Source organism: Terribium retamae (assembly GCF_022347545.1).
In the GTDB taxonomy this organism is placed as follows: domain Bacteria; phylum Pseudomonadota; class Alphaproteobacteria; order Rhizobiales; family Rhizobiaceae; genus Mesorhizobium; species Mesorhizobium retamae.
Genome location: NZ_JAKREW010000011.1, coordinates 69,321 through 84,784 on the forward strand (window position 1 = coordinate 69,321; position 15,464 = coordinate 84,784).

The window sequence follows — 15,464 nt, forward strand, 5'->3', positions numbered from 1 at the left end:
CTAGCGCCGGCGCTGGGCTTTCACGCGTTGAGGCACAGCTCGACGTCCAGATGCCGGACGATGTCGCCTATCCCCATCTTTCGTTTCGAAATAGATCGCCGCGCCGGCGAGATAGGCAAGACCCAGCAGTGCAGCGTAGACGGAGATGAGGCCAGCGGACATGATCAGGCTCCTTTGTCAGACCTGGCTCATGATTGCAGCGCCGGGTGGCACACGCCTTGATCATCGTCAATCCCTGGATTCGGCACAGTTTGCCGCCGCAGGCGCGCTGAGGTGCTCCCTCTACGTAGTTTCCCCTACGGATAGAACCGAATTTCGCCGAACCGCGATTCGCGCGATTGCTGTTGTCACGAACTCTCTGGGACGACAGCCATGTACGCACAAACTTCCATTCAGATTGAACTGCCGTCAGTGTTTCCCCGGCAAGCGCCAACGGCATCCCCCGAGGGATCAGTGGCTCACCCGGTGAGTTTCTTTTCCCCAGGCTCGGAAATCTATGCCCAGGGCGAAAAAGCCAAGGCTGTTTATCAAGTCGAGTTCGGTGCTGTCCGTATTTACAGGCTCCTCGCTGATGGACGCAGGCAAATCAGCGCTTTTCATTTTGCAGGCGAAACCTTCGGCTTTGAAGGCGACATTACACATCATTTCTTCGCCGAGGCGATCAACTCGACCGGGGTGCGCGTTTTCCGTGTCGGTTCGGGGACAGACCTGTCCCACCACCTACTGCCTCTCGCGCTCAAGGGACTGACTAGGGCGCAAGAACATCTGCTCGTGCTGGGTCGTCAAAATGCAATCGAACGCGTTGCGGCCTTCCTGCTCGACATGGCGGAACGCCAGGGAGATTTGCGCCAGATAGACTTGCCGATGTCCCGCATCGACATCGGGGACTATCTTGGCCTTACCATCGAAACCGTTTCGCGCGTCTTCAGCCGCCTGAAGGAAAAGGGCGTCATCCGCCTCCATAGCCTCCGCCGCATCGAGGTGCTCAAGCGGGATGCATTGCGCGCCATGGGCGAATGAAATCGCCCGTAAAACGCATCCGATTCAACCGTGGAGAAAGACAATGAAGACCACGCTGACCACTCACACCGGATTTCGCTTTGAGGTCCGCCGCGCACGTCCGGCTGATGAACCGATCGTGGCCGAGTTCTTCAAGCATGTTACCCCCGAGGATCTCCGTTTCCGCTTCCTGGGCACGATGAAGGAAGTATCTCATGAGCGGTTGGTGGCGATGACCCGCTCCGATGATCCGAGTATTCACAACTTCCTCGCATTCTCCGCCGACGGCATGCTGATCGCAGTGGCCACGCTCGCCAGCGATGAGACAGGGAAGCGTGGTGAGGTCGCGATCTGCATTCGCCAGGACCGCAAGCATCTCGGCGTCGGCTGGGAGTTCCTGCGCCATATCGCACGCTTTGCCCAGGAGCACGGCCTCGAAGCGCTACAGTCGATTGAAGACCGTGAGAACCACGCCGCAATCGAACTTGAGCGTGACATGGGCTTTACCGTTTCGACCGCTCCCGACGATCCGACGCTCGTCGTGGTCGAACGCAAATTGGGCACGACTGCCTTGCCAACTTAAGATCATCCTTCCGGGACGACTGTCAGCAAGCCGTGCCAGCTTGGCGCGGCTTGTTTCTTTTTCTGCCGAGAGATTGATGAAACGTCGATGAATTGCTGCGCATGAAGTATTATCGACCTAAGCGTTCTGCAGCCAAGTGGAATCACTTTGCCACAAAAATGCTGCGAAAACAGTAATTTAGATCGTTTCGCGTTTTGGTAAAAAACGGAAACGCTCTAGGCATCGGTTGGGATCAGAACCGCTTCCACTTGCCTGCGCGGTGAATAGGGAAGCACTGGGCCGTAGCCGAAACGCATCACGATATCTGGGCGGCGGCCGGACATTCCGACTAGGCTTGCTAGCTGCGCTCTGAGGGCCGGGACTTCGATCGGTTGGTTGACAAAGGCGTGTTTCAGGCCGAGGGCGGTCGCCTGCAGGGCGAAGCGCTGGCAGGCGCGACCGGCACGCACCCAATGCTCCTTGTCGTCGTGCTCTGACACGAAGATCGCGATCCCAGCGGACGAGCGAAGCTGCCGAGCGTATTTGTCGTTTTCCTTCGCGGCATCGAAGAAGAAATCAAACAGGAGGCCGCCGAGCCAAGGCGGCGCGGAGGGGTTGCCGCTCGCCGCGCTGAACAGACCATCACCAGTTTCAAGCGCCTGGCGCGGATTGAAGCGCAGCCAATGTTTCAGCTCGCGCTCGAACGCCGGATCCGCCATCTGCATTGTGTTTCCCGAAACGACAAAATCAAGGACTCGTTCGATCTCCTGACCATCGGTTATAAGGTGCAGGTCGACGCCAGGAATGCAGCTTGCGGCGGCTAGAAGTACCAGATCGGCGGCAGTGACGGATCGTCCGTCATATTCGGCGCGGGTTGACTGACGCTCGGGGATCGCCGCGAACAGAACCGAGCGTTCGGCTGGCCCGGCGCCGAACTCGAGAACCACAGAGCCGTCACCACTTGCATCGAACCGCGGTTCGCCGCGCCAGCCCTGCTCTGCCGCAGCAATGGCCAGGTTCTCGGCAGCGCAGCCTAAGCTGGCGAACAGGTGGTGATCATCGGGATCGACCACAGGCGTACGGCGGGTGAAATCCGGAAGGATTGTGATGCGGCCTTGCCCGGTACGGAAGCGCCAAGGCTGGGTATTGTGGCCATTTGCCGCCAGCGTTGCGTAGCGAATGAGGTCTATGAGGGCCGGAGGTTGAGCGAGCTTTGCCCGCGTGGCCGCCACAGCAGTTGCGTAGCCCTCCATCGAGCCTATACGCGAGAAGCTAAAGGCTGCGGCGCTCGCCAGCGCCAGCGCACTCCCGCCAACAATCACCCGCCGCCTGTTCACAGCCCGCGCCCTCACTTGATAAGCAACAAGGTACCGCATCGCTAAGTGGAGACCTTGATTTCGCGCAAGGCGCCTGGATACGGTCGGCAGGGCGGCATCGGTCGACCTTGTTTCTGTGGTCTTCGTCCCTTTCGTCCCATTCTGGCTGAGCGGAGCTCTAGCGCGCGGCGCCCGTCCATCTGCGTTTTAAAATACGCGGATCAAGCAGGCTTTTCGCTTTGTGCCTGTTGTCGACCTCGTGGTCGAAAAGCCAATGTTTGGTCCATTCCGAAACCAAGACGTAGAATCCGGCTATTCCCAGCAAGCCCAGCAACACGTGCAAAGGCAAAGGGACCAGACCAAACCAGGTCGACACGGGCGAATAGGGAATGAAAACAGCAACAGCAGCCACCGCCGTAACCAGTATGGCGAGCAGTCGACTGGGACGGCTCGCCCAGAATGCCTTGCGCGTGCGTATGACAAGCAAGATCACAAGTTCGGTCATAACCGACTCGATGAACCAGCCAGTCTGAAACATGGAGGCGCTTGCTTTCACGTAATAGAGCAGGAAAGCAAAGGTCGCGAAATCGAATACCGAACTGACGAGCCCGAAGCTCACCATGAAGCGCCTGACGAAATGAATGTTCCAGTGGCGCGGCTGCCGCAACTGATCGGCGTCGACATTGTCGCTTGCAATGGCCAGCGAAGGGATGTCGGACAGAAAGTTATTGAGCAGGATCTGCTTGGCCAGCAGCGGCAGAAACGGCAGGTAGAGCGACGCGGCGGCCATACTGATCATATTGCCGAAATTGGCGCTCGTCGTGATGGAAATATACTTCATCGTGTTGGCAAACGTCTTGCGCCCATCGTCCACGCCCCGCACAAGCACGCCGAGATCGCGCTTGAGCAGGATGACATCAGCGGCCTCTCGAGCGACATCGACAGCGCTATCGACAGAGATGCCTATGTCCGCCTCGTGAAGCGCCGGCGCATCGTTGATGCCGTCACCGAGATAGCCGACGACATGGCCGCGTCTGCGTAGCGCTTCCACGATGCGCTCTTTTTGGTTGGGATCGATCTCCACGAAGAGCTCGGTGTCTCGGACCTTGGCGAAAAGGGCATTTTTCGTCAGCTTCCCAAGATCTTCGCCCGTCAGGATTCGATCCGAACGCAGGCCGATCGCCTGGGCCAGGTGCGCCGCCACATAGCGGTTGTCCCCGGAGATCATTTTCACGCAAATACCGCGATCGGCTAAAGCCTGCAGCGTTTCCCGCACACCTTGCTTTGGCGGGTCGAGAAAAAGCAGGAATCCGGCGAAAGTCAGCGAGCTTTCATCGTCGCGACTGAATTTCTCCTGCCCACGAAAACGCCGGATCGCCACCCCCAGAACGCGATAGCCCTGGCTGCTCCATATCCGAAACTTTTCCTCGATCGCTTGACGTTGAGCCAAATCAAGAGGTCTTCTATCGCGGCAATCGCGCACGAACGCGCACACCTCAAGCACGTTTTGGACGGCGCCCTTGGTAACCAGCAATTGTCCGCCAGACCTCTGCTGCACAACAACGGACAGTCGCTTGCGAACAAAGTCATATGGGATCTCGTCGACCTTGGACCACGCTGACACCCCTGGAGCAGGTTGCGTATTGGCGATCGCTTCATCGAGCGGATTTTTCAGCCCGGTCTGCAATGTCGCATTGAGCTGGGCCCAAAGCAGGATCTCATCTGAAGGGTTTCCCTCCCGGTCGAACCAACCATCGAGATGGATGACACCTTCTGTCAGTGTCCCTGTTTTGTCCGTGCAAAGCAGGTCCATGCTGCCCAGGTTCTCGATTGCATCCAGACGGCGTACGATGACACCACTGGCAGCCATCACGCGTGCCCCTTTCGCGAGGGTGACACTGATGATGGCCGGGAGAAGTTCCGGTGTCAGGCCGACGGCCAGGGCAAGCGAGAAAAGAAGGGATTCAATCAATGGCCGGTGGAGCATCAGATTGGCCATGAAAACTATTAAGACGATGACCAGCATGATCTCGGTCATCAGATGGCCGAACTGCCTGATCCCACGCGCAAATTCAGTCTCGGGCTCGGCTCGCTCAAGTGCTTCGGCGATCGATGCGAATTCCGACTGAGAACCCGTCGCCACGACGAGCGCCTTGGCAGTTCCGCTTCGCACCGACGTACCTGCGAACACCACATTTGTACGCTGAGCCAAGCGCGCATCGGGGGAGCTAGGGCCGACTGACTTGATCACCGGAAAGGTTTCGCCGGTCAAGGCCGCTTCGCTGACGTTGAAATCCCGCGCTTCAAGTATGACGCCGTCCGCCGGAATAAGGTCTCCAGCCGACAGGCTGATCACGTCACCGGGAACGAGGTCTTCAACTTTGACCGTGGCCTCCATCCCATCCCGTAACGCCAGCGCTTGGCGCGACATGCGCTGCCGAAGTGCCTCCATCACTTGCGAGGCACCGTATTCTTGCGTGAAACTCAGAATGCAGCTGGCCAGGACGATCGCACCGATAATTATGGCTTCATGTCCCTCGCCGACAAATGCCGACACAAGCGCGGCAAAGACGAGAATGAGGACGAGCGGACTACGGAATTGGCGAGCGAGCGTCGCAAGGGCCGTGGTGCCGGGACGAACGCTCAGCAGATTGCGACCATATGTTGCGAGCCGTGCCTTCGCATCGGCGCACGAGAGACCAGCCGGTGAACTTCCCAGATCGTTCAACAACACGTCTTGACCCAGCGCCCAGTAAGCGCTGCCGTCGAAGATCGCCGGATGGCTGACGGTTCGTTTCTCGCTTGTCATTGTTGTCCGCCGTCTTGCCTCAGTAATGGACTGCGGCCGGACCCTCAGTTCGACAAGAGGCGATTGATGCCACGTTCGGCCATCAACGTGCGGGTGATCCCCCCAAAGGCCCATTCCCTCAGCCGACTGTGGCCGTAAGCTCCAGAGACGATCAAATCGGCGCCGATCATGTGCGCGAATTCCACCAACTGATGGCCGCCAGGCTCGCCGAACAGCACCTCCGTTCGAGCCGGAACCCCTTGGCTCTTAAGCCACAGCAATATTTCGGCAAGGCTGCTGCGCACATCGGGGCCGGCCTCGCCTGCCATGGTCGCAACGACAACCTCCTTGGCCCTGATTAGAAATGGCAGCGCGTCGCTCACAGCACGTCTGGCTTCGCGGCTGTCTTTCCAGGCGACAAGGACAGTCTTGCCGACGAGGTGTTCGGCATTGTTTGCTGCCAACAGGACCGGCCGACCGGCTCCCAGCACCAAGCTGCCAATATCAAGTGCCCGAAAGGCATCATCCCCTCGATCGTGACCTGTCACAAGAAGGTCCGCCGCCCGGGCTACGGTAATGAGGGCGCTTGTCGGGGTGTGGATATGTTGCATCCATCGACCTCCGATCGAGGCGGGAACAAGCTCTTCGAAGGCATCGCGCAACTCGGCCAAGTGCTTCTCAAGCTCCCTGCGCCGAGTCTCCATGATATCGCCTTCGTAGACGAGGCCCTTTTCGGTTACCACCAAGGGAGGGACATCTGCGGCGGCAAAGCCGATCAGTTGCGCCCCGAAATGCACTGCCAGTGCTGACGCGAGCTTCACGATCGGTATGGGATCCACGTCAACGGCCAAATTGACGATGACTGTTTTGTAGGACACACCGACACCTCGCTGGGGATGATGGAATGCTTCCAATCACACGCTTCAAGCATGCTGCGCATTGACGTCCGTCAAAATCCATGACGGCATTTCGTACCGGGACAGCGGGTGCTACATCAGTTACATCCCAGCCGAAAACGGCCTTCGACGGGCGACGGCCTGAGTAAAAAGCTTGCCTGGACATGGCATCCCCGCTCGGTGTCCGAGCAATCATCGAGGAACCGCTTTGTGGCTCACCTTGCGTATTGTTGAGAAGGACGAAACTTCCAGTGCCGGATAAAGTCGTTCATGTGGTCGATGATGACGTTGATGTTCGAAAATCCTTGGGGTTCCTCCTCGCGACGGCCGACTTTGCCGTGCGCCTGCATGACTCCGCCACGGCATTCCTCGCCGCGGCTTCGAGCGAGATCCATGGCTGCATTGTTTCCGATGTGCGCATGCCCGGCATCGACGGCATCGAATTCCTGCGTCTGCTGAGAGAGCGCGGATACATGGTGCCCGTCATCATCATTACAGGGCATGCCGACGTTGCGCTTGCGGTTCAGGCAATGAAGCAGGGGGCGGTCGATTTCATCGAGAAGCCGTTCGAGGACCAAGTGCTGATCGATGCCATCCATTCAGCGCTCGAAAATCGCGATCCGTCAGCCACTGCGCGCGCGCAAGCCACTGACGTCCGCAACCACCTGTCCATGCTTTCGCAGCGCGAGCGGCAGGTTCTGGACGGTCTTGTCGCAGGCCAGCCAAACAAGAGCATCGCTTATGATTTGGGCATCAGCCCGCGCACCGTCGAAATTCACCGCGCAAACGTCATGAACAAGATGGGGGCTGGCAGTCTCTCGCACCTGGTACGCATGGCCCTGGCCGTCGACTTAAAAGGCTAGCGTGGCGCGGGAAGAACCACATTCTCGGTGATTTCGGAATCCCACAGCCGCCAGTGCGTTGGGCGAATATCGACGGGAGCACCGGTGACGACGTTGCGCCAACCGCCTCGCTCTCTTTGGCAGGGAAATATGAGGGCGTGTACGCCATCCTGATCTATGACGGCAAGTTGGAGATCTTGGCCAAGGGGCGCATTTGCGACGGGATTCCACATTGCGCCAGTCTGCTGAAAGCTTGAGCCTCGCGCTTTGATTTTGATCATTTTTGCGCATGGCCACCGACAGATTTTATCCTCTCGCAGAGAGTAAGCACGTCCGGCCCTGCCGGTTACAAAAGCCAAACTGCCTCACGCGGGTCCATAATCCCGTTTGGTTCGGATCAAAAGATACTGATGGGCTCGATGCTTGAATGCAGATCGACAAGAAGAGGCAAATTCGTTCATGCGCCTGCGACATTGGGCATCGTTGCACGAACCTTGCTGGTTAGCTCCAATCGCCCCCTAAGCTCTTGCGCATCCGAGGGCTGGGCGCGAAAGCCGGAGGGGACGGTCTTGAGCGGGCACAAGACAATCTTCGCTGACGAGTGGGCAAGACGCCTCGTGCGGCGAGCCGCGCTGTCACGTTGAGCGCAGTATAGCCGCAAACCCGCGCATATATCCCCGGTAATCCGCCAGCCTTCCGGCTGCGCTCGCCGCCTAGGGCTTTTCCACGCGCGCCACCTGGTAGGTGTGCAGCGCATTCTTGCGGCCGATCGAGACATACTCGCCGGTGACGAACCGTTCCTCACCCAGCCGAAACCCAATTTCGTCGTCCTGGTCGCCTGCTTCATAGTCGAAGTACCACTGACCGCCTGGCTTGCGGCGAAGGTGTCCGACGCGCGTTTCACCATCGCCGTTGAAACGCCGGACCCGGCACAGAGCCTGATGCGTCTTCCATTCATGAGGATCAAGCTGACCTTCCTCATCCAACGGCACCAAAAGATCGTAACCTGCATTTTGATCGCCGCCGGGGTGCCCCTTTTCGCGGGCGAGCAAAAGCCGCACATGACGGAATCTCGGTGTCAGGTCGGTCACTAGGGTCATGGTCGTTTCCTTTCTTCTCACCAAGGATGCGCAGCCGGCAGGAAACGCGCTTTGATCCGTGTCAAAAGGCTGGCTCGGAAATCGTCATCAAGAAAGGCGTGGCCGCCAGTCCTGCGGCCAGCAACGTTGCCATTGACAAAGGAAACCAGAAACGCAGCGGAGCCGTGATCATCGCCAGCACCAGCCTCAGCAGCGCGTTAAGAGCCATTGCCAACAAAACCGCCTTGCCGGCAGCTTCCGGCGTTATTGCAGTCCCGACGAGGCGAAGCGCGCTCAACACTGCAACGTCGACATCAACTGCGCCCGACAGCGCCGACGTCAGGAGCAATCCTGGCGTGCCGACATGAGCCGCAATCGCGCTGCTCGCAACCGCCACCGCTGCCAGCATAAGCGCAAAGGCCAGCAGCGGACCTAGATCGAAGGGGCTGCGTTGAGGCGGTTCCAGTGTGGTCGTATCGGCGCGCTTGAGGAGAAAAATCGCTCCAGCGAATGCGAATGTCGCTGCCGCTGCCAAGGCGGGCAAGGCGATTGCCGCAAGGACCGCCGGCCCGATGACAGCCACAAGCAAACACACGCGCATGATCGAAACCATAGCCGCCAGCGATGCCGCGCCAGCCAACGGTATCGGCGCGTCACCGGCCTTGGCGCTACGCCCAAGGGCGAGCGTAACCGCCGTCGAGGATACCAGCGCGCCGCTGACTGCGCTGACAATGAGGCCTCGCGTCGAGCCGAAAACCCGCACGGCGATATAGCCAAGATAGGAGATGGCGGCGGTCAAGACGGTGAAAAGCCAGATTTGTCGCGGGTTCACCGCGGCCCATGGATCGATAGTCCGATCAGGAAGTAGCGGCAGGATGACAGCGGTCATGACCGTAAGGATCAATGCTGATCGCAGCTCGACCCAAGTCAGACGCTTGAGCATGCCATGCAGGTACTCCCGGCTGGCAAGCACAGCTGCGAGCGCAGCCCCCACACCTGCTGCCACTTGCATGTCCCCGACGACTGCCAGGGCGCCAAGTGCAAAAACGCCAAGCCCGGCGATCACCCCCGTCGCACTGAAATCGTCATCCTTGGTAGATTCTCGCATCTTGTAGAGCGTAAAGATCGCCGCAAAACTGACGAAACCAGTAACGAATATCGCGACCGATCCCATCGTCTGGGCAAGTGCCGCAAAGATGCCTCCCAAGAGCCCCACGATTCCGAAAGTGCGTATGCCAGCGACGCGGCTGTGATCGGGTTCGTCGCGCTCGCGCCACCCGCGTTCAAAGCCAACAAGCAAACCGATTGCGAGGGCAAGCCCCAGTCGGAAGGGCAACGTTTCCATCTTCTCGATCCAATTGGTCGCCGTCGGACGCCATCTCCGACCTTCGGCCGAAAATGTCACAGTCGGCTGCATGTGACCTGATCAATCCTCAGACCGTTTCCTTGGCCTCACGCCCAGACAGCTGATCGACAAGAATGCGAAAGAAAACATGGTCGGAGTGATCCGAAAGAGGCGGCGTGGTTAGCTTGAGCGCGCCGGGCTCCCACCAGTCCAAATGCTTGCTCAGCAAAGACCAGGCGTGATCGCGTTGTTGCTTGTGGCCAATGCGATCCTGAAGCTCTTCATAGGAGCCGTCTGCAACCACACTTTTCCACTCCCGGCCACTGCCGCGCTCTTCAATAGCGACCGAGACTCTTGGATTGGCGCGCATGAAGTCGATCTTCTTGCCTGGCATAGAAAAGGCGTAGAGGTAATTGTGCTCATAGGCGAAATAGAGGGGAACCACATAAGGCGTGCTCTCCTTCGCGCAGGCCAAGTGGCCAAATCGGGAAGAACCCAACAGATGGGTGCACTCCAAAGTGCTCAGTGAACGTATCAGCATCTGGATCTCCCGGCCGCCTCCCACGAGTTGCACACAACGACAACGCCATAGGTTGGTCACGAACAAGCTAGAGTCAGGATGGGACGACCATCAGACGTCGCCTCCGTTTTCACCTTACGTCCCCAGTTTCGCCCGGCATTGAGCGAGATCAAAATTCGCACTTATCGAACGCCTCACTTGCCGGACGGCGATTGTCCCTCCGTGAGGAACCAACTTGACTGCGATCAAGGCCGTCCTTCGCCATCAAGAACAATATCGACAGCCGTGAGGCGGATGGTCCGCCAAATCTTGAAGGTGAGCGAGATGAGCGACATCGCATTGAGACAAGACATCATTGACGAACTCGAATTCGAGCCGAGTATCGATGCAGCCGACATCGGGGTGGCGGTCGAAAACGGCATTGTGACGCTGAGCGGCCACGTTGCGACCTATGCCGAAAAAATCACCGCCGAAGGCGTCGTACGTCGGGTCAAGGGTGTCAGGGGCATTGCAGAAGAGATCGAAGTCAGGCCGACCGGCGCACACCGAACCGCGGACGATGAGATCGCCAAGCGAGCCATCGAGTCGATCAAATGGTCGACCTCGGTGCCGGAAGGAGCGGTCCAGGTCATGGTGCAGAAAGGGTGGATAACGCTCAGCGGCGAGGTCGGCTGGTGGTATCAGAAGACGGCAGCTGCCGATGCGGTAAAAGGTCTAGCCGGCGTGACTGGGGTTTCGAACCACATCGAACTCAAGCCGCGGGCCTCCGCCGGCGACGTCAGAAAACGCATTGAAGATGCTTTCAGACGCAACGCAGAGGTTGAAGCGCAGGCGATCAAGGTTGATGTGCTTGCAGACGGCAAAGTGCGACTTGAAGGCAAGGTCCAGCTCTGGTCGGAACGCAGTGCTGCGGAACGTGCCGCCTGGTCGGCACCTGGTGTCAAGTCCGTTGAAGATCGCATCACGGTGGGATAAGCCCCTGCTACGATCAGCGATGAAAAAGGTGCGATCTGACGGTCGCACCTTTTTTCTGGCCGCCCCTTCCCCAACGCGTCGGGTCTAGTGCGCACGCGCACCAAATGAGCGCATCCGATCGATCCATTTGTGCCGACGACTGTCGGTGACGGTTTCCACCGAGCCGAGAAATGTTTGGCGGACCGGACGAATGCCGACGAAATTGAGGATGCTGTGGCGCATGCCGGCGATCCCGTGCCCAAGAAACCAGAACCGATACAAGACAGCGGGCATCCCCATGGTAACGACAACATGCGCCGAGCATTTGGTGAACAGGCTCTTGGTGAAACCTGCCTTTCCGGGCTTCGGATATGCGAAAGCGATACCTGGACGCATGACCTGCTCCAGGAACGCCTTCAGCAAGGCCGGCATTGTTCCCAACCAGAGCGGGAAGACAAACACCAAATGATCGGCATGTTTTATGGCTTCGATCGCCGCCTTCAAGTCAGGGGCGATCATACCGTTCCGGAATTCCTCCATGGTTCGCAGGAGCGGGAAATCCAGTCTGGCGATGTCGATCTCACGCACATCATGGCCGGCTGCACGGGCGCCTTCGGCATAGTTCGAAGCCAGCGCACGGCAAAGCCGCTTTGGATCAGGATCGGGATGACCGACAATAACGACGATGCGACGTTGCATAACGATCTCCAGGTCTCCAGAACGACAAAGCCGGATATTCTCTAATTGGAGAAGAACCGGTTGAGGTCGGTCTGGTCGATGAGGGAACGTGTCACGCCGCCGAAAACCCATTCCCGTAGGCGACTGTGACCATAGGCTCCGGAAACGACGAGATCGGTTCTGTGCTCCTTCAAGAAGGAGATGAGATCGTTGCTGTCTCGAGTGCCCTCGATGGCGTGAGTCCGCGCCTTGATGCCATGCCCGGCGAGAAATGACGCGACATCCGAAAGGCTTTCGCGCAGCCAGATGTCTATTTCGCCGGCAATCGCGACAATGTCGACTTCCTCCGCGGCCGCAAGCAAGGGAACCGCATCGGCAACCGCGCGGCGCGCTTCGCGCGTATCCTTCCAAGCAACTGTCACCCTCTTCGTCAGCATTCGGTCGGCGTCCTTCGCAGCGATCAGGATCGGTCGTCCCGCTTGCAGGACGACGCTGCCCGGATTGCACGTGCGGAAAGCGTCTCCGGTGGCGGCACCTTCCGAAGCACTCACGACGATGAGGTCGGCAAATCTGGCCGCCCGTGCCAATCCCTGACTTGGGCCTTCGAGGCTATCGCGCCAGTGCGCCTCGATCTTGCCGCCGACAATTTTCTCGAATTCACCACGCACCCTTTCGAAGTCGCGGGCTATGTCCTTGCGGATCATCTGCCAGGCTTCGGTAGCCAACTCGCCCCCTTCGACACCAGTCACCAACAAAGGAGCATCAGCGGCACAGAAACCAATCAGTTTGGCTTGGAAGCGCTCTGCAAGATCAGCCGCTGCGGTGATGATCGGAACGACAGGACCGTCAATATCCAGATTGACGAGGATGGTTTTGTAGTCCATGGCCGAATACTCTCCTTGCTGCGACCTGCGTCGATGCGATCAAGGATAGTCCGCCCAGAAAGCCATGCGCCTTGACCACAATCAAAGCGCATGACGGAACTTGGTTCCGGTACTTCGCGTCTGTTGCAACCTGATCTGGCCGGGCCGCTTGAAACTCCTGCAACAGTGGCAAGGCGACGCTCATGCGTGGCCTTATTTAGCGCTCGACCAACGCCAATTGCGCACCTCCGGCATGTCGATGCCGTGCTGGCGGATATAGAGCCGGTGCTCGATCAACCTGTCACGGATGCTCTGTTTGACATGCGCCGCTGATACACTCAGTCGAGGGACGCGATCGAAGACATCGGCCGCCAGGTGAAACCGGTCGAGATCGTTGCGCACCACCATATCGAAAGGCGTGGTCGTCGAGCCCTCCTCCTTGAAGCCGCGCACATGCATGTTGTCATGGTTGGTGCGCTTGTACGCGAGGCGATGAATAAGCCACGGATAGCCGTGATAGGCGAAGATAACGGGCTTGTCCTTCGTGAACAGTTCATCGAACTCAATATCCGAAAGGCCGTGAGGATGTTCGGTCTTCGGCTGCAAAGTCATCAAGTCGACAATGTTGATCACGCGGACTTTCAAATCAGGGGCATACTCCCGCAAGAGGTCCACAGCCGCCAGGGTCTCCAGTGTCGGGATGTCTCCGCAGCAGGCCATCACGACGTCCGGCTCGCCGTCCTGATCGCTGCTTGCCCACTCCCATATCCCGATACCTTTCGAACAGTGTTTGATCGCCTGATCCATCGTCAGCCATTGCGGCTGCGGCTGCTTGCCGGCAACGATGACGTTGACGCGGTTCCAACTGCGCAGACAGTGGTCGGTGACGTGAAGCAAAGTGTTGGCGTCCGGCGGAAAATACACCCGCACGATGTCCGCTTTCTTGTTGACGACATGATCAACGAAACCCGGATCTTGGTGGCTGAAGCCATTGTGATCCTGCCGCCACACATGGGATGTCAGCAGATAGTTCATCGACGCAATCGGTCGCCGCCAGGCGACCTCTTTCGAAGTCTTCAGCCACTTGGCGTGCTGGTTGAACATGGAATCCACGATGTGGATGAAGGCCTCATAGCAAGAGAAGAAGCCGTGCCGACCCGTCAGGAGATAGCCTTCAAGCCAGCCCTGACAGGTGTGTTCCGACAATATCTCCATGACGCGACCGTCTGGCGACAGATGGTCGTCGTAAGCGAAGGTCTCGGCATTCCAGGTGCGACCGGTCACCTCAAAAACATCCTGCAGACGGTTCGAGGCGGTTTCGTCGGGGCCGAACAAGCGAAAGTTCCGTGGTTCGGCATTGGCACTGAGCACGTCGCGCAGAAAGCGGCCGACGAGACGCGTGGATTCCGCGTCCGCCTTTCCTGGCCCTTCAACCGCAACTGCGTAGTCCTTGAAATCCGGCAGTCTGAGAGGGCGCATCAATGCCCCGCCATTGGCGTGTGGATTGGCACTCATCCGTCGGTCGCCCTTGGGCGACATTGCCGCGATTTCGGGCTTCAATTGGCCAGCCTCGTTGAACAGCTCGTCCGGTCTGTAGCTTCGCAGCCATTCCTCGAGCAGCCCGAGATGCTCCGGCTTTTCCATCGTGAAAGGCACTTGGTGCGAGCGCCAGTAGCCTTCCGCCTTGAGCCCATCGACAGTCTTGGGGCCAGTCCAGCCCTTGGGCGTTTTCAGAATGATCATCGGCCATACAGGCCGCTTCGTCACCCGCTCGCCTCGAGCCTTGTCCTGAACGTTGCGGATGGTCGAGAAGGCATCATCGAGCGCACGAGCCATTGCCTGGTGCATAGCCCCCGGCTCCTCGCCTTCGACGAGAATCGGCGCATAGCCGTAACCTTCAAACAACGCCTTCAATTCTTCCGTCGGAATGCGGGCGAGCACGGTTGGGTTGGCAATCTTGTAACCGTTGAGATGCAGGATGGGTAAGACAGCGCCATCACAGACTGGATTGAGAAACTTGTTGCCGTGCCAGGACGTCGCGAGCGGTCCTGTCTCCGCCTCACCGTCTCCGACGACGCAGGCTGCGATGAGATCGGGATTGTCGAACACGGCCCCAAAAGCGTGGCTCAACGAATAACCGAGTTCGCCGCCCTCATGGATCGAGCCCGGTGTTTCGGGTGCGGCATGGCTCGGTATTCCCCCAGGAAAGGAGAACTGGCGGAACAAGCGGCGCATGCCGTCCGCATCCTGCGACACCTCCGGGTAAAGCTCGCTGTAGGTACCCTCCAGCCAGGTCGAGGCAACCACGCCAGGAGCGCCATGCCCAGGCCCCGCGATAAACAGCACCTGTTCGTCTGTGTGCCGGATGACACGATTGAGGTGCGCATAGATGAAATTCAAACCTGGTGTTGTCCCCCAATGGCCTAGCAGCCGCGGCTTGACGTGTTCCTTGGCCAAAGCTTCACGCAGGAGCGGATTATCGAGCAGATAAATCTGCCCGACAGACAGGTAGTTGGCGGCACGCCACCATTTGTCGATGAGATCAAGCTCATCTTGGGACAATATCGCTGTGCTCGGAACGGGACTCTTCTGATTAGCCATTGCGGATTCTCCGGCTTGTAC

14 protein-coding genes are annotated in these 15,464 nt (G+C 58.6%); 4 read left to right on the top strand and 10 right to left on the bottom strand.

The annotated features are described in order from the left end of the window. On the bottom strand, nt 1–162 hold the full coding sequence (locus L4923_RS13590) for a hypothetical protein (protein ID WP_239365871.1): 162 nt from the start codon (nt 160–162) through the stop codon (nt 1–3). Between the two features lie 210 nt (nt 163–372). Here L4923_RS13590 and L4923_RS13595 point away from each other — a divergent pair, with 210 nt between their 5' ends. Further along, the gene (locus tag L4923_RS13595) at nt 373–1,020 is read left to right on the top strand and encodes a helix-turn-helix domain-containing protein (RefSeq protein WP_239365872.1); all 648 of its coding nucleotides are present in this window, start codon (nt 373–375) and stop codon (nt 1,018–1,020) included. Nucleotides 1,021–1,063: 43 nt separating this feature from the next. Beyond that, nucleotides 1,064–1,582 carry a GNAT family N-acetyltransferase gene (locus L4923_RS13600; protein ID WP_239365873.1) on the top strand — a complete coding sequence of 173 codons (519 nt, stop codon included), beginning with the start codon at nt 1,064–1,066 and terminating at the stop codon, nt 1,580–1,582. Nucleotides 1,583–1,797: 215 nt separating this feature from the next. Here L4923_RS13600 and L4923_RS13605 read toward each other — a convergent pair whose 3' ends face one another. From L4923_RS13605 to L4923_RS13615, 3 genes are all read right to left on the bottom strand, one after another. Then, nucleotides 1,798–2,898: an Acg family FMN-binding oxidoreductase gene (locus L4923_RS13605; protein WP_239365874.1), complete on the bottom strand. Its 1,101-nt coding sequence runs from the start codon at nt 2,896–2,898 to the stop codon at nt 1,798–1,800. A 157-nt stretch (nt 2,899–3,055) separates the two neighbouring features. Continuing rightward, nucleotides 3,056–5,686: a magnesium-translocating P-type ATPase gene (mgtA, locus tag L4923_RS13610; RefSeq protein ID WP_239365875.1), complete on the bottom strand. Its 2,631-nt coding sequence runs from the start codon at nt 5,684–5,686 to the stop codon at nt 3,056–3,058. A gap of 44 nt (nt 5,687–5,730) precedes the next feature. After that, nucleotides 5,731–6,543 carry a universal stress protein gene (locus tag L4923_RS13615; protein ID WP_239365876.1) on the bottom strand — a complete coding sequence of 271 codons (813 nt, stop codon included), beginning with the start codon at nt 6,541–6,543 and terminating at the stop codon, nt 5,731–5,733. Between the two features lie 269 nt (nt 6,544–6,812). Here L4923_RS13615 and fixJ point away from each other — a divergent pair, with 269 nt between their 5' ends. Next, complete coding sequence (gene fixJ, locus L4923_RS13620; protein WP_239365877.1) at nt 6,813–7,424, top strand: response regulator FixJ; 612 nt, start codon at nt 6,813–6,815, stop codon at nt 7,422–7,424. 692 nt (nt 7,425–8,116) lie between these two features. Here the strand turns inward: fixJ and L4923_RS13630 are convergent. The 3 genes from L4923_RS13630 to L4923_RS13640 form a co-directional block, all read right to left on the bottom strand. Next, nucleotides 8,117–8,503 carry a hypothetical protein gene (locus L4923_RS13630; RefSeq protein ID WP_239365881.1) on the bottom strand — a complete coding sequence of 129 codons (387 nt, stop codon included), beginning with the start codon at nt 8,501–8,503 and terminating at the stop codon, nt 8,117–8,119. A 61-nt stretch (nt 8,504–8,564) separates the two neighbouring features. Next, nucleotides 8,565–9,827 (bottom strand): MgtC/SapB family protein, encoded by a 1,263-nt coding sequence (locus L4923_RS13635; protein WP_239365884.1) that lies wholly within the window; start codon nt 9,825–9,827, stop codon nt 8,565–8,567. Between the two features lie 88 nt (nt 9,828–9,915). Continuing rightward, nucleotides 9,916–10,368 (bottom strand): pyridoxamine 5'-phosphate oxidase family protein, encoded by a 453-nt coding sequence (locus L4923_RS13640; protein WP_239365887.1) that lies wholly within the window; start codon nt 10,366–10,368, stop codon nt 9,916–9,918. Nucleotides 10,369–10,671: 303 nt separating this feature from the next. On the opposite strand from L4923_RS13640, the gene L4923_RS13645 reads away from it, so the two are divergent. After that, nucleotides 10,672–11,322: a BON domain-containing protein gene (locus tag L4923_RS13645; protein ID WP_239365889.1), complete on the top strand. Its 651-nt coding sequence runs from the start codon at nt 10,672–10,674 to the stop codon at nt 11,320–11,322. A gap of 84 nt (nt 11,323–11,406) precedes the next feature. Here L4923_RS13645 and L4923_RS13650 read toward each other — a convergent pair whose 3' ends face one another. From L4923_RS13650 to L4923_RS13660, 3 genes are all read right to left on the bottom strand, one after another. Beyond that, complete coding sequence (locus L4923_RS13650; RefSeq protein WP_239365892.1) at nt 11,407–12,000, bottom strand: NAD(P)H-dependent oxidoreductase; 594 nt, start codon at nt 11,998–12,000, stop codon at nt 11,407–11,409. A gap of 41 nt (nt 12,001–12,041) precedes the next feature. Then, nucleotides 12,042–12,863, bottom strand: a complete 822-nt coding sequence (locus L4923_RS13655) for a universal stress protein (RefSeq protein ID WP_239365895.1) — start codon at nt 12,861–12,863, stop codon at nt 12,042–12,044. Between the two features lie 192 nt (nt 12,864–13,055). Then, nucleotides 13,056–15,443, bottom strand: coding sequence for a phosphoketolase family protein (locus tag L4923_RS13660; RefSeq protein WP_239365897.1), 2,388 nt, complete (start codon nt 15,441–15,443; stop codon nt 13,056–13,058). Between the last annotated feature and the right edge of the window lie 21 nt (nt 15,444–15,464).

What these genes read in the sequence shown, in the direction of transcription:
- L4923_RS13650 (WP_239365892.1), bottom strand. Translation starts at nt 12,000, where the DNA reads ATGCAACGTCGCATCGTCGTTATTGTCGGTCATCCCGATCCTGATCCA.
- L4923_RS13635 (WP_239365884.1), bottom strand. Translation starts at nt 9,827, where the DNA reads ATGGAAACGTTGCCCTTCCGACTGGGGCTTGCCCTCGCAATCGGTTTG.
- L4923_RS13630 (WP_239365881.1), bottom strand. Translation starts at nt 8,503, where the DNA reads ATGACCCTAGTGACCGACCTGACACCGAGATTCCGTCATGTGCGGCTT.
- L4923_RS13645 (WP_239365889.1), top strand. Translation starts at nt 10,672, where the DNA reads ATGAGCGACATCGCATTGAGACAAGACATCATTGACGAACTCGAATTC.
- L4923_RS13600 (WP_239365873.1), top strand. Translation starts at nt 1,064, where the DNA reads ATGAAGACCACGCTGACCACTCACACCGGATTTCGCTTTGAGGTCCGC.
- L4923_RS13655 (WP_239365895.1), bottom strand. Translation starts at nt 12,863, where the DNA reads ATGGACTACAAAACCATCCTCGTCAATCTGGATATTGACGGTCCTGTC.
- mgtA (WP_239365875.1), bottom strand. Translation starts at nt 5,686, where the DNA reads ATGACAAGCGAGAAACGAACCGTCAGCCATCCGGCGATCTTCGACGGC.
- L4923_RS13660 (WP_239365897.1), bottom strand. Translation starts at nt 15,443, where the DNA reads ATGGCTAATCAGAAGAGTCCCGTTCCGAGCACAGCGATATTGTCCCAA.
- L4923_RS13590 (WP_239365871.1), bottom strand. Translation starts at nt 162, where the DNA reads ATGTCCGCTGGCCTCATCTCCGTCTACGCTGCACTGCTGGGTCTTGCC.
- L4923_RS13595 (WP_239365872.1), top strand. Translation starts at nt 373, where the DNA reads ATGTACGCACAAACTTCCATTCAGATTGAACTGCCGTCAGTGTTTCCC.
- L4923_RS13640 (WP_239365887.1), bottom strand. Translation starts at nt 10,368, where the DNA reads ATGCTGATACGTTCACTGAGCACTTTGGAGTGCACCCATCTGTTGGGT.